The sequence below is a fragment of the Desulfonispora thiosulfatigenes DSM 11270 genome (genome assembly GCF_900176035.1).
GTDB classification, from domain to species: Bacteria; Bacillota; Peptococcia; order Peptococcales; family Desulfonisporaceae; genus Desulfonispora; species Desulfonispora thiosulfatigenes.
This window is the reverse complement of sequence record NZ_FWWT01000005.1, coordinates 81,926-95,200: the sequence shown is the minus strand read 5'-3', so window position 1 is coordinate 95,200 and position 13,275 is coordinate 81,926. Positions and strand designations below refer to the sequence as shown.

12 protein-coding genes are annotated in these 13,275 nt (G+C 33.7%); all 12 read left to right on the top strand.

Features of this window, described 5'->3' with window-relative positions:
- Positions 1 to 41: 41 nt before the first annotated feature.
- The 12 genes from B8965_RS00490 to B8965_RS00435 all read left to right on the top strand — a co-directional run bounded on the left by B8965_RS00490 (position 42) and on the right by B8965_RS00435 (position 13,269).
- Positions 42 to 572: an FmdE family protein gene (locus B8965_RS00490; RefSeq protein WP_084051905.1), complete on the top strand. Its 531-nt coding sequence runs from the start codon at positions 42 to 44 to the stop codon at positions 570 to 572.
- Between the two features lie 3 nt (positions 573 to 575).
- On the top strand, positions 576 to 1,634 hold the full coding sequence (locus B8965_RS00485; RefSeq protein WP_084051904.1) for a FecCD family ABC transporter permease: 1,059 nt from the start codon (positions 576 to 578) through the stop codon (positions 1,632 to 1,634).
- Positions 1,631 to 2,383, top strand: a complete 753-nt coding sequence (locus B8965_RS00480; RefSeq protein WP_084051903.1) for an ABC transporter ATP-binding protein — start codon at positions 1,631 to 1,633, stop codon at positions 2,381 to 2,383. The genes B8965_RS00485 and B8965_RS00480 overlap by 4 nt, the downstream gene beginning before the upstream one ends.
- Before the next feature lie 56 nt (positions 2,384 to 2,439).
- Positions 2,440 to 3,549, top strand: coding sequence for an iron ABC transporter substrate-binding protein (locus B8965_RS00475; RefSeq protein WP_084051902.1), 1,110 nt, complete (start codon positions 2,440 to 2,442; stop codon positions 3,547 to 3,549).
- Between the two features lie 114 nt (positions 3,550 to 3,663).
- Entirely contained in the window at positions 3,664 to 4,419 is a 756-nt protein-coding gene (locus tag B8965_RS00470) for a copper amine oxidase N-terminal domain-containing protein (protein WP_242941894.1), read from the top strand.
- A 320-nt stretch (positions 4,420 to 4,739) separates the two neighbouring features.
- Entirely contained in the window at positions 4,740 to 6,521 is a 1,782-nt protein-coding gene (locus B8965_RS00465; protein ID WP_084051901.1) for an adenine deaminase, read from the top strand.
- 21 nt (positions 6,522 to 6,542) lie between these two features.
- Positions 6,543 to 8,273, top strand: coding sequence for an adenine deaminase (ade, locus tag B8965_RS00460; protein ID WP_084051900.1), 1,731 nt, complete (start codon positions 6,543 to 6,545; stop codon positions 8,271 to 8,273).
- 29 nt (positions 8,274 to 8,302) lie between these two features.
- Positions 8,303 to 9,868, top strand: a complete 1,566-nt coding sequence (locus B8965_RS00455; protein WP_084051899.1) for a xanthine/uracil/vitamin C permease — start codon at positions 8,303 to 8,305, stop codon at positions 9,866 to 9,868.
- A gap of 129 nt (positions 9,869 to 9,997) precedes the next feature.
- Complete coding sequence (locus B8965_RS00450) at positions 9,998 to 10,423, top strand: GNAT family N-acetyltransferase (RefSeq protein WP_084051898.1); 426 nt, start codon at positions 9,998 to 10,000, stop codon at positions 10,421 to 10,423.
- 80 nt (positions 10,424 to 10,503) lie between these two features.
- Positions 10,504 to 11,460, top strand: coding sequence for a peptide-methionine (R)-S-oxide reductase MsrB (gene msrB, locus B8965_RS00445; protein WP_084051999.1), 957 nt, complete (start codon positions 10,504 to 10,506; stop codon positions 11,458 to 11,460).
- A 227-nt stretch (positions 11,461 to 11,687) separates the two neighbouring features.
- A complete protein-coding gene (locus tag B8965_RS00440; protein WP_084051897.1) occupies positions 11,688 to 12,179 on the top strand; it encodes a MarR family winged helix-turn-helix transcriptional regulator in 492 nt (163 codons plus the stop codon).
- A 34-nt stretch (positions 12,180 to 12,213) separates the two neighbouring features.
- Positions 12,214 to 13,269, top strand: a complete 1,056-nt coding sequence (locus B8965_RS00435; RefSeq protein WP_084051896.1) for an HlyD family secretion protein — start codon at positions 12,214 to 12,216, stop codon at positions 13,267 to 13,269.
- Positions 13,270 to 13,275 lie beyond the last annotated feature (6 nt).

The window sequence follows — 13,275 nt, the reverse complement described above, 5'->3', positions numbered from 1 at the left end:
TTTATTTTAAAAAAAGTTTCAAATTGAAAGGAGAAAAAAATATGTGTAAATTAGTTAGTGAATGGCAAAGATGTGTTGAATTTCATGGTCATGAATGTCCAGGACTTGCAATGGGTGTTAAAGCTTGTGAGGCAGCAAGGGAAAAAATGAATATTACATTTTCTAAAGATGAGGAGGTTGTCTGTGTTACGGAAAATGATGCTTGTGGAGTAGATGCAATTCAGGTAATTACGGGATGTACGTTTGGAAAAGGAAATCTTATTTATAAAGGAACAGGTAAAATGGCTTTTAGTTTCTTTAATAGGAGTAATGGTGAAAGTCTCAGGATGATAGTAAAGGATCCTACGGAAGAAATGGATCGGAAGCAACGCCAGGAATACATATTAAATTCATCAGTGGATAAGATTTTTAGTTTTAGCAAACCAACCTTTAGTCTGCCTGAAAAGGCGAGAATATTTACCACTATTGCTTGTGAAAATTGTGGTGAGGGGGCACCTGAATATAAAATGAGAATGAATGATGGCAAAATGGTATGTCTTGATTGTTTTAAGGACTATTCGAGAGGCTGGTAAGTAATGTTAATGAATACTGAGGGATACTATAAATATACAGCAAGAAAAAAGATTATAATCATTGTCCTAGTTATACTTATTGTTATATTTTCAGTGATTGCAATAAATGCAGGATCGATTAAATTTAACTTTTATCAAGTTATTCAAGCAATTTTAGGTAAGGGTACAGATAATTCTAATATTGTGATATGGCAGATACGTCTTCCAAGGGTTTTAACTGCAATTATTGGTGGTGCAGGCTTGTCAGTGGCAGGATGTGTAATGCAAAACAATTTAAGAAATCCACTAGCTTCTCCATCAACTCTTGGAATATCCAATGCTGCAGCTTTTGGTGCAAATATTGCAATAATTGTATTTGGAGCAGGTAGTATTCAGAGTACAGGAAATGATGCAGTAATTATAAACAATCCGTATATGGTTACAGTTTCTGCGTTTATCTGGGCGATGGTGGGTACAGCAATTATATTGCTACTAGCAAGGTTTCGTGGATTTTCACCTGAGGCAATGGTGCTTGCAGGTGTTGCTTTAAGCTCGCTTTTTTCCGCAGGCACTATGTTATTACAGTATTTTGCTGAGGATGTTCAGATAGCAGCAGCAGTTTTTTGGACTTTTGGAGATCTTGGAAGGATTGCTTGGAAGGAAGTAATTATTTTAGTCTGCATAATTGTTATATCATTTATTTATTTCATGATTAAAAGATGGGACTATAATTCTCTTGATAGTGGAGAAGAGACCGCAAAAAGTTTGGGTGTCCATGTTGAAAATATCAGGTTAGGTGGTATGTTTGTTTCATCCTTGATAACAGCTGTGGTAGTTTCATTTTTAGGTATAATAGGATTTATTGGTTTAGTAGCTCCCCAAATTATGAGGAGGGTCATAGGTGGAGATCATCGTTACTTGATTCCTGCATCAGCTCTAACGGGTTCGCTTTTGCTCTTGATTTCAGATACCCTTGCAAGGACAATGATTGCACCTGTTGTTCTTCCTGTTGGGGCAATAACTTCGTTTTTTGGTGCACCAGTGTTTCTTTATTTATTAGCAAGGGGGTATCAGCAAAAATGATTTTATCGGTTAAAAGTTTATCATTTAGATATCCGAGTCGTTCGGTAATCAAAGACATTAACTTTTCTATTTCAAAAGGCGATTTTCTTGCAGTTTTAGGGATTAACGGTGCGGGTAAATCTACGTTACTTAAATGTTTAAATAGGATCTTAAATCCAAATGCAGGTATCGTTTATATAAATGATGATGAAGCTTCTAAACTAAGCAGAAGGGAACTTGCAAAGAAAATAGGGTATGTTGCACAGAGAAATGAAAACATAAGATCTACAGTTTTTGATGCGGTACTACTTGGGAGAAAGCCGTATATAAAATGGGAGGTTTCTAAAAATGATCTAGAGATTACCCAGGAGGCTTTAAAAGTACTTGATTTAGAGGAATATGCACTACGCTATTTAAATGAACTAAGTGGTGGAGAACAGCAAAAGGTTGTGATAGCAAGAGCTTTGGCACAAAAACCAGAAATTTTACTACTGGACGAACCAACAAGCAGTCTGGATTTAAAAAATCAGCTTGAAGTAGCAAGAGTGATAAATAAGGTAGCTAAGGAACAACAAATGGCTGCTATTGTAACAATGCATGATTTAAATCTAGCAATACGTTTTGCGGATAAGTTTATACTTTTAAAAAATGGGCAAATTTTTGCAGCAGGGGGATCTGAAGTAATAACTCCAGAAAACATTGAAAGTGTTTATTCTGTACCCGTAAAAATAGATAAAGTTGGAGATATTCCGGTTGTAATACCTAAGTAGTGAGATGGCTCTAGTGAATAAGTTTAATTAATAAAATTATGGAGGATGTATGAAATATGAAAAAGAGAAATATATATGTACTTGTTGTAACCCTTTTTTGTATCACATTCATAATCGGAGGTTGTTCGCAGAATATATCACAGGATACAAATGTGAATGCACAGAAAATTACTGTTACCGATATATTAGGAAGACAGGTAGAATTAAGTGGACAGGCAAAACGTGTAGTAGCTATTGGTCCTGGTGCCTTAAGATTATGTAGCTATTTTAATAATCCAGAGATGATTGTTGGAGTTGAACAAATGGATAAAGGTAGCTCCACGGGTAAACCCTATGTAATGGCAAATCCTCAATTAGCAAATCTGCCTTTGATAGGACAGGGGGGACCTAATAACGCTCCTGATCCTGAAAAAATACTTGCGGTTAATCCTGAAGTAATTTTTAGTACTTATGCATCAGATCAAGCTTCGGCGGATAATTTACAATCTAAAACAGGAATACCAGTGATTGTAATTAGTTATGGTAAAACTTCTACTTTTGACCCAGCTGTATATACATCGTTAAATCTAATAGGAAAGATTGTGGGTGAGGAGCAAAAAGCTAAGGAAATAGTTGATTACATGGAAGAATGCAAAAATGATCTTAATACTCGGACAAAGGATATTTCTGATGATAAAAAGGACAGTGCATATATTGGTTGCATAAATATGAAAGGAGCACATGGTATTGAAAGTACTCAGGGCAACTATTCTTTGTTTAATGCAGTACATGTAAAGAATGTTGTAGATGAAACTGGGAAAACTGGATCACTTATGATAGATAAGGAAAAATTATTAGAGTGGAATCCTGATAAAATCTTTATTGATGGCGCTGGACTAAAAATGTTAAAACAAGATTATCAAAAAAATAAAGGTTATTATAATACTTTAACTGCTTTTCAAAATAGTGATGTTTACCAGATGCTTCCGTATAATTTTTATACTACAAACATTGATACAGCTATAGCAGATGCTTACTATATAGGTAAGATATTATATCCAGAAAAGTTTACGGATATAAATCCAGAAAAAAAGGCCGATGAAATATATAAAACTCTATTAGGTAAAGAATTATTTAAAGAAATGCAAAAACAATTCGGAGGATTTAGGAAAATAGACAAATTCTAAAAATAGTAAGGATAATAAATATCAAACAATATGGTATTTATTGACATTTAACTCGAATGAACATAAACTATTTAATATGAAAATAAACTAAATAAACACAATGGGGGTTAAGGGATGAAAAAGACCATCATAGTATTATTATCAGTAATTGTCCTTTGTTCTTTTTCGGTTGTAGGGTTTGCCTATCAAGAAACAAATGGTATTGTGTTAGATGGGCAAGAAATCGACTTAGACGTAAAACCGATAATTAAAGAAGGAAGAACTCTCGTTCCAGCAAGAGCATTACTAGAGGAATTAGGACTTAAGGTAAGCTGGGATGAAAAATCCAGAACGGTTGTTGGTGAAAATACTGATCATAAGATAGAGCTTAATATTGATAAGGAGTATGACAATAAATATAATAATATTGATTTAAGTTTAGACGTACCAGCATCAATAATAAAAGGAAGAACCTTAGTTCCAGTAAGAATTGTATCAGAATTACTTGGATTAAATGTTTCTTGGGATTGGAACAGTTCTAAGGTGATTATAAATACAGATGTTAAATCACCCGTTATATCCTTAGATGAGGCGCACAATATATTAGTGAAATTAGCTAAAACAAGTGAGGATGAAAAATTTATTTATATGCCATTTAACTCTTATGCTTCAGATGATAAGGCCATAAGTAAAAATACGTATATTTTTGGCATAATGGTTACATTTATAGCTGATGGTGAACAAGATGGGTATATATATGATTCTAATTATTGTGTAGATAAAAATACAGGATATATTTATGAATATTACCCTAATGGTGAATTCATTTATTCAGATAAAAATTCTACAGATGCACCATCTGAAGAATACAGAAACCCAAAATATAATTAATATCCTATTATAAATTTAATAAACCACAAAAGTTTAGAATCTGGGAGGGCTCAGGTAAAGACTTTGTGGTTTTCTTTATGTAAACAATTCGGAGGATTTAAAAAAAACACGAACAATTTTCAAGTAAAATAAAATATTAATCATAAATATCTCGAAAAATTATATATTTTTCAAAAAGAATGTGGTATTATGTCATAAAACAGTACATTTTAATATTTTCAATCCAATATAAAATTCGTCGAGATACAACTGCAGGACGGGAAACCTGGCTCGCCATTTTTGGTCGGTGTATCTTAAAAATTATTATTGGAGGTTTTTTCATGCAAAAAAATAAGGAAAATTTAAAACAGTTAATTCGTGCGGGAAGGGGTTTGATTCCAGCACATACAGTTATTCGTAATGGTAACTTAGTAAATGTTATGTCAAGTGAAATTTATCTAGCAGATGTAGCAATATATGAAGATACTATTGTGGCAATAGGCGATGTGACAGATTATATTGGCCCAGAAACAAAAACAATTGATGCTACTGGTAAGTATTTAGTACCAGGTCTTATTGACGGTCATCTTCATAGTGAATGTAGTAAGCTTAGCATAACAAGTTTTGCTAAGGCTGTAGTTCCGTGTGGGACAACTAGTATCGTATCTGGATTAGATGAATATATTTCTGTTTCTGGTCTAGAAGGTTTACATGAAATATTTGCTGAAGTTAAAGCAAGTCCTCTTAAAGTTTTTTGGGGAGCTCCATATAAAACGCCTTACACTTTCCCACAGTCAACAGTTGCTTTTAACTTTACGGAAGAAGTTCATAAAGAAGTGCAACAGTGGCCAGAGTGCTTTGGTGTATGGGAAACAGTTCGTGAAGCTGTACAAGTAGAAGATGAAGATACTCTAGGAGCTATTGAGCAAGCATTTAAAAATCGTCTTCCTATTTTTGGGTGTGCGCCTATGGTCGGAGGTAAAGATTTAAATGGTTATCTTTGTGCTGGAATTAGATTAGATCATGAAAGTTATGATCATACAGAAGTTGTGGAAAAAATGCGTAAAGGGATGCATATGGTTATTAGAGAATCGTCTGTTACCCATTTTCTTAAAGAAAATATAAGAGCTGTTACAGAAGTAAATCCTTATTTAGCTCGTCGTGTAAGTTTTTGTACGGATGATGTAACTGCAACAGATGTTTTAGAAAAAGGTCATGTTGATAATGTAGTTCGTTTAGCAATAGCAGAAGGTGTAGAACCGATGACAGCTATTCAAATGGCGACAATAAATAGTGCAGAAGCTTATAGAATAGATCATTTAGTAGGATCTATTTCGCCAGGAAGAATAGCAGATATTTTGTTAGTAGATAGCCCAGAAAACTTCCAAGTTGAAGCAGTTATCACTAATGGTCGTTTAGTAGCAGAAAACCGCAAATTAAATTATGATCTTAAGGCACCGGCTAGAAGTAGTGTGCTTAGTAGTGCTTTAAAATGCAAGAAAACTACAAGAGAAGATTTTGAATACAAGGTAGATATCGAAAATGGACAGGCTAAAGTTCTTTCTATGGATGTAAAGGGACCTTTTGTACGTAAAAGAAGAGATGTAACCGTAAAAGTACAAAATTCTATTGTCATTCCAGATACAGAGCAAGATGTTCTCATGGTTTCAGTTCTTGAACGTTTTGGTCGTAACGGTAATAAATCTTTAGCATTTTGTTCAGGTTGGAATCTGAAAAAAGGAGCAATGGCTTCTTCAGCTGCCCCAGATGATAATAACTTAATTGTTATGGGAGCAGATGCAAGTGATATGTCTATTGCAGTAAATCATTTAATCGAAAATGGTGGAGGACAAGTTGTTGTTGCTGATGGAGAAATAATTGAATTCCTTCCTTTACCAGTGGGAGGAATTGCAAGCGATGAGGATGCCGAGAAAATAGCCCATCGTGAAGCGTTACTTACAAAAGCTGCTAATCAACTAGGTTGTAATTTACCTGAGCCTTTGATGTATATGTTTTTCTTACCAATTACAGCTATTCCTGACTATGCAATCACAGATGTAGGACCAGTAGATTGTATAGCATTAAATACTTTCGATCCAATACTTGAGCTTATTCAAGATTAATAGAGTAAGGAGTTGTAAGTGATGGAAAAAAAACAATTAAAAAAACTTATCGATATTGCAGCGGGAAGAATTACAGCTGATTTAGTTATAAAAAACGCTAAAGTAGTAGATGTATATAATGCTTCTATTATTGAAGGTGACATAGCTCTATGCGATGGACTTATTGCAGGAGTAGGAAAATATGAAGGATGTAATGAAATTGATGCTAAGGGCTGTTATGCAGCCCCTGGTTTTATCGATAGTCATATTCATGTTGAATCTTCATATTTAAGCCCAGAGGAACTAGGTAGACTGATAATTCCTCATGGTACCACAACAATTATTGCAGATCCCCATGAAATTACTAATGTATGTGGTCTTAAAGGTTTAAATTATATGATGGAGGCATCTAAGGGAACGAGCTTAGATGTGAAGTGGATGTTACCTTCTTGTGTGCCAGCAACACCTTTTGAACATGCTGGAGCTAATATCAATGCAGAAGCTATGAAAGAGCCAATTAAATTAGATGAGATTTTAGGTCTTGGAGAATTCATGGATTTTCCTGGGGTAATCGGGGCTAATGATAATATTTTAGATAAACTCTTAGTAGCAAAAGATCAAGGAAAATTAATAGATGGACATAGCCCGGGAATAGAAGGTAGTGCACTTAATGCATACGCAGCGACGAGAATTAGAACAGATCATGAATGTTCTACTGTAAAAGAAATGCAAGATAGAATATCAAGAGGTATGTATATTTTACTTCGTCAGGGTTCAGCTTGTCATAATCTAAAAGATTTACTTAAAGGGGTTACTCCTTTAAATAGTAGACGCTGTCTTCTTTGTTCAGATGATTGTCAGCCAAAGACGATTTTAAGCTTAGGCCATTTAGATAATCACTTACGGATATGTGTTGAAGAAGGAATTGATCCAATAATTGCTATTCAAATGGCGAGCCTTAATGCAGCAGAGTGCTTTAAATTAGAAGATAGAGGTGCAATCGTACCGGGTCTTAGAGCAGATATCGTGCTCATGGATAATCTTCAAGATTTTAATGTAGTAAAGGTGTTTATTGCGGGGCAAGAAGTAGCAACTCAAGGAAACTATAATTTGCCTATTAATTTTCATGATATTTCAGAAACTAAAGGAAGTTTTCATGTCAAAGATTTCTCTAAAGAAAAGTTACGCTTAACTATAAACTCTAAAAAGGCAAATGTTATAAATATTTTGCCAGGTGGTGTAGTTACCAGTAAAGAAGTGCTAGAAATTAATCGTGATGAAAATGGTGACTTTGTTTACGATTCATCAGTAGACATTGCTAAAGTGGCTGTAGTTGAACGGCATCAAAATACTGGGAATGTAGCAGTGGCTTTATTAAAAGGCTATGGCATTAAAGAAGGAGCAGTTGCCCTTTCTATCGCACATGATTCCCATAATATAATTGTAGTTGGTGTAAATGATACCGATATGGCATTTGCTGTAGAAGAGCTTATTAAACAAGGTGGTGGAATTATCCTTGTAAATAATCAGGAAATCTTAGAAAGTATGCCTATGCCAATTGCGGGTCTGATGAGTAATCAAAGTGGGGAGTGGGTTGATGAAAAGCTTACGCAAATTCATGAAATTGCCCATAACACTTTAAAAATTAATCAAGACGTTGAACCTGTTATGACACTTTGTTTTATGTCTTTAGCGGTTATACCAGAAATAAAACTTACAGACATGGGATTATTCGATGTTACCAAATTTGAATTTATAAGCAATGAAGCCTAAATCTTTTAAACATTAGGGGAGATTAATTAATGACAAAATCTGAAAAAATTCTACCATTATTTAATAAAGGGGATATAGGTGGTTTGACTTATATCCTTACAAACAATATTGTAAACTATATTATTGTAATAGCGACTTTATCTGGAGTATTAGGTTGGCCAGATGAAATAGTTTATGGAAGAGTTATTCCTGGAATGTCGATGGGACTTTTATTTAGTGGTTTATATTATGCTTATATGGCTCGTAAACTAGCTAAAAAAGAAGGAAGAACAGATGTAACGGCATTACCTTCTGGAGTATCTACTCCTGCGATGTTTGTTATTTTATTTGGTGTTATAATGCCTTTACATTATGGACTTAATGATCCAGAACTTGCTTGGTCAGCAGCTGTAGCAGCATGTTTTATAGGTGGATCAATTGAATTTCTAGGCGGTTTTATTGGACCATGGCTTAAAAGGGAGATTCCACGAGCTGCACTTTTAGGTACGGTAGCAGGGATTGGATTTATTTGGATGGCTACGCAAGGTGTTTTTGACTTATTTAGCGATCCAGTTGTAGGACTTCCGGTTTTACTTGTAGGGATGATTGGTGTATTTGGAGGATATATGTTTCCTAAAAGAATTCCACCATTTGTGGTCGCTATTTTAGGAGGTATTCTTTATGCCTTACTTATCGGACGTACGCATGTTGATTTTTCAGGCATAGGATTTTTTATTCCTAATCCTGCAAATTCTATTCAAGCACTTATTAATGGATTTGCAATTGTAATTCCATATTTAACAATTATAATTCCAGTAGAAATTTATAATTTTATTGAAACAATGGATAATGTTGAAGCGGCACAAGCTGCTGGAGACAATTATAGTGTAAGAGAAGCACAATTTGCTGATGGTGTATGTACTATGATTTCAGCAGCATGCGGTGGAGTAGTACCAAATACTGTTTGGCTTGGACATGCAGGGCTTAAAAAAGCAGGTGCTAATATAGGGTTTTCTTGGGTTGGAGGAATCCTACTTGCTTTAGCAGGTGTATTTGGATTATTCACATTCTTTAGTGCATTAGTTCCACCAGCTATTGCAGCTATCACATATTTGTGGTGTTCGATTGTTATGTTATCTCAAGCATTTAGAGCCTGTGATAGAAGACATTATGCTGGAATAGGTATTGCCATGGTTCCACCTATTGCAGACTTCTTATTTACTCAAATCACGGGAGCTGTTGGGCTAGCGGACGTATGGACAGAAACTTTGCCGTCAGGCCTTGTCGGTTATGGTACAGAAATAACTCAAAGCTTAGCAGCATCTGGGGTTATGTGGAACGGGGTACCAGCTGTTAAGTCAGGTGCCATTATAATAGGTATTATTCTTGGAACCTTGACAGTATTTATTATCGATAGACGTTTAGATAAAGCAGGGTATATCTCTCTAGCAGGGGCTGTTCTTTCTTTCTTTGGATTTATTCATAGTGCAGCTTTAGGAATATTCCCAGAGTCACCATTTATGATAGGTTATTTAACTATGGCAGTTACTTGCTTTATTCTCCACTCAGGACGAGATAAATGGTTTGATGCACCCGATGATTTTGATTATGTCTAAAATATAAAATTCTTAATGTTAAAAAGGTTGTGTTTTCTTTATTGGAAACACAACCTTTTAATTTAATAAAATTTTTTATAAGATAGTAATTATCAATAAATATTAATAATTATTTAGGAGAATATAATAATGAACTTAAAAAGAGATTTTTATAAAGGTTTAACTAATGATGTGCGTTATATACGAGAAAAGGTATTTGTAGAAGAACAAGGATTTCAAAATGAGTTTGATGAAATTGATGATAAGGCTACACATTTAATTATCACTGATAATGGTAAAGCAGTAGCAACAGGGCGTTTATTTATAAGTAATACTAAAGAAAATGTGTATACAATTGGGCGGGTTGCTGTGCTTTTAGAATATCGAAATTTGAATCTAGGAAATAAGGTATTAGAATTTCTTGAAGAAAAGGCAAAGGAAGAAGGGTCCCATAAAATAGAATTGTCTGCTCAATGTGAGGTCCAAAGATTTTATGAAAAGAATGGTTATATAGCTAAGGGTGACATTTATTATGATGAATTTTGTCCCCATATCCAGATGGAAAAGATTTTATGATTTTATCTAACTAAATATCCCATTTACTATTAAATGAAAGGAAGGGTATTATGGCTATTGTAACTAACCCCTATGAAAAAATAAAAGAAATTTATTTAGCTGGGGGCTGCTTTTGGGGAACAGAAAAATACTTTTCACAGGTTAAAGGTATTATAAGCACGGAAGTAGGCTATGCAAATGGTAATACGGAAAACCCAAGTTATGAAGATGTATGTAGGCGTAACAGTGGTCATTCGGAAGCTGTAAGGTTAGTGTATAATCCTGGTGAAGTAAGTTTAGAGTTTATCTTACAGCTTTTTTATGATGTTATAGATCCTCTAACGCTAAATAGACAGGGTAATGATATCGGTACTCAATATCGTACGGGTATTTATTACACTGATAATGATGATAAGCAAATCATAGTAGATTCTTTAAAAGAACTGCAAAAAAACTATGAAAGTCCGATTGCAATTGAAGTGATGCCCCTTGAAAATTATTTTCCTGCTGAAGAATATCATCAAAAATATTTAGATAATAACCCAAGTGGCTATTGTCATATTGGACAGGATAAATTTCTAAAGGCAAAATCTGCCCAAGATCCAAAACTTAAGTATCAGGTAAAACCAAAAGATGTTTTAAAAAATACTCTTTCTGAAATGCAGTATAATGTAACCCAAAATAATGCCACGGAACCACCATTTAAAAATAAGTATAATGCAAATTTTGAAGAGGGAATATATGTAGATGTTACTACAGGTGAACCGCTTTTTGTCTCCACGGATAAGTTTGAATCAGGGTGTGGCTGGCCAAGCTTTTCTAAACCAATAAATAAGGATTTAATTAATGAATTAACTGATACAAGTCTTGGCATGAAAAGGGTAGAAGTAAGAAGTAAGCGAGGAGATGCCCACCTTGGACATGTATTTCCAGATGGACCAAAGAAATCAGGTGGTCTTAGATATTGTATTAATAGTGCTTCACTAAATTTTATCCCAAAAGAACAGATGAAAGAAAAAGGATATGGATTTTTACTTCATTTATTAGATAAACAATAACAATGAATTGTTATTGTTATTTCAATAGTAGCTCAGATTTAAAGATAAATTAGATCTGGACTACTATTTTTTATGATCAATTAGAAATATTAGTATTATATTGACAAATAAATGATTATATATATAATTAGTATAGTTAGCATACTAACTATGAGCAACCTAACTATATTCAACGGATAAGATGATAGTAAAAATAAACCAGTTTGAAAAAAATTAGGGGTGTAATTATGAATAAAAAAGATAGCACGGAGACGTGTCAGATTCAGAATTTACATAATGCTAAATCCATAGGGTTACTTATGGAAATATCGAAAACAGCAGAAATATTAAATAATATTAATGACAAGTTTTATAAAAAGTTTAAATTAACTAGGGTTCAGTTTAAGGCATTATTATTTTTATACTCATGTACTTCTGAAGGAATTACCTTATCGAGTATTAGTGAAAAAATGGATATAACAAGACCCACAACAACATCTTTAATTGATAGAATGGTAGCTTCAGGACTGGCAGAAAGAGTGGACAATGAAGATGATAGGAGAAGTATTCGAGTTATTATTACGGATAAGGGAAAAGAAATCATGAAAGAAGTGTTGCCAGATAATGAAGTGTTTAAGTCAACTATTTTAGATTTTTTAACAGAAACTGAAATAGAAACAGCATATAAATTAACGATGAAAATCAAGCAAGGGTTAATCAAGAAATATTTAAAAGATTAAATATCATAATATTATTTTTTGGAGGAGAGAATTTATGAAAAACAAAAGAATTCTAGTTTTATCAGCTTTAGTAATTGTAGTAAGTTTATTTACTGCATGTAGCACATTAGCAACTTTGACAGGTGATAAAATAGTAAAAAAGGAAAATGACCATTTAATTGTTCAATCAAATGTAGAAATGACAGATACTAATATAAATTCTCAAACTGGGGGAAAGATTAAAGAAATAAATGTTAAAGAGGGCGATAGCGTTAAACAAGGTCAAGTTTTAATTACTATTGATAGTGATTCTTTAGCTGCGCAAAGAGCGCAAATATTAGCGCAGATGGGAACAATTAAAGCTCAGTTAAATTCTGCGATAGCGGGGAGAGATGCAGCTTTAGCTCAGCTCCAAAAAGCGCAAAATGGTGCAAGACCTGAAGAAATTAATCAAGCTAAATCAGCATATGAGCTTGCTCAAATAAAATATGAAAGAGAAAAGATGTTATATGAAGAAGATGCTATTTCTAAAGCTGACCTAGATAATGTTTACTCTCAGTATGAAATTGCTAAAAATAAATATGAACTTATACGAAATGGTACTAGACCAGAAGATATAGCAGCATCACAAGCACAAGTAAATCAAGCAAACGCTTCAATTGAAGTAGTTCAAGGCCAATTAAAGCAAGCTGAAGCATCTTTACAAGGGCTACAGGTTAATGTTAATAATACGATAATTACGGCTCCTACGGATGGTGTTGTTACTCAAATAAATGCTGAACCTGGAGAACTTGTTTCTATGGGAATGCCATTAGTTGTAATAACCAATACCAATAATCCTTCTATACAGTGTAATCTAAAAGAAACTGATCTTTCAAAAGTAAAATTAGGTCAAGAGGTTTCCATAAGTATTCCTAGTTTTCCTGATAAAAATTTCATAGGTAAAATAGTTAAAATTAATAAAAATGCTGACTTTGCTGTTAAAAGAGCGACTAATGATAATGGAGAATTTGATATTTTATCTTATGGCGTTAAAGTGGAGTTACTTGATATGAATCAACCTCTTTACGCAGGAATGACAGCCTTTGTTGATTTTGGAAAAGTGAAGTGATGATTT

Excerpts from the sequence above, each read along its gene's own strand:
- B8965_RS00435 (WP_084051896.1), top strand. The coding sequence starts at position 12,214 with ATGAAAAACAAAAGAATTCTAGTTTTATCAGCTTTAGTAATTGTAGTA.
- B8965_RS00440 (WP_084051897.1), top strand. The coding sequence starts at position 11,688 with ATGAATAAAAAAGATAGCACGGAGACGTGTCAGATTCAGAATTTACAT.
- B8965_RS00485 (WP_084051904.1), top strand. The coding sequence starts at position 576 with ATGTTAATGAATACTGAGGGATACTATAAATATACAGCAAGAAAAAAG.
- B8965_RS00455 (WP_084051899.1), top strand. The coding sequence starts at position 8,303 with ATGACAAAATCTGAAAAAATTCTACCATTATTTAATAAAGGGGATATA.
- B8965_RS00470 (WP_242941894.1), top strand. The coding sequence starts at position 3,664 with ATGAAAAAGACCATCATAGTATTATTATCAGTAATTGTCCTTTGTTCT.
- B8965_RS00480 (WP_084051903.1), top strand. The coding sequence starts at position 1,631 with ATGATTTTATCGGTTAAAAGTTTATCATTTAGATATCCGAGTCGTTCG.
- B8965_RS00475 (WP_084051902.1), top strand. The coding sequence starts at position 2,440 with ATGAAAAAGAGAAATATATATGTACTTGTTGTAACCCTTTTTTGTATC.
- ade (WP_084051900.1), top strand. The coding sequence starts at position 6,543 with ATGGAAAAAAAACAATTAAAAAAACTTATCGATATTGCAGCGGGAAGA.
- B8965_RS00465 (WP_084051901.1), top strand. The coding sequence starts at position 4,740 with ATGCAAAAAAATAAGGAAAATTTAAAACAGTTAATTCGTGCGGGAAGG.
- B8965_RS00450 (WP_084051898.1), top strand. The coding sequence starts at position 9,998 with ATGAACTTAAAAAGAGATTTTTATAAAGGTTTAACTAATGATGTGCGT.
- B8965_RS00490 (WP_084051905.1), top strand. The coding sequence starts at position 42 with ATGTGTAAATTAGTTAGTGAATGGCAAAGATGTGTTGAATTTCATGGT.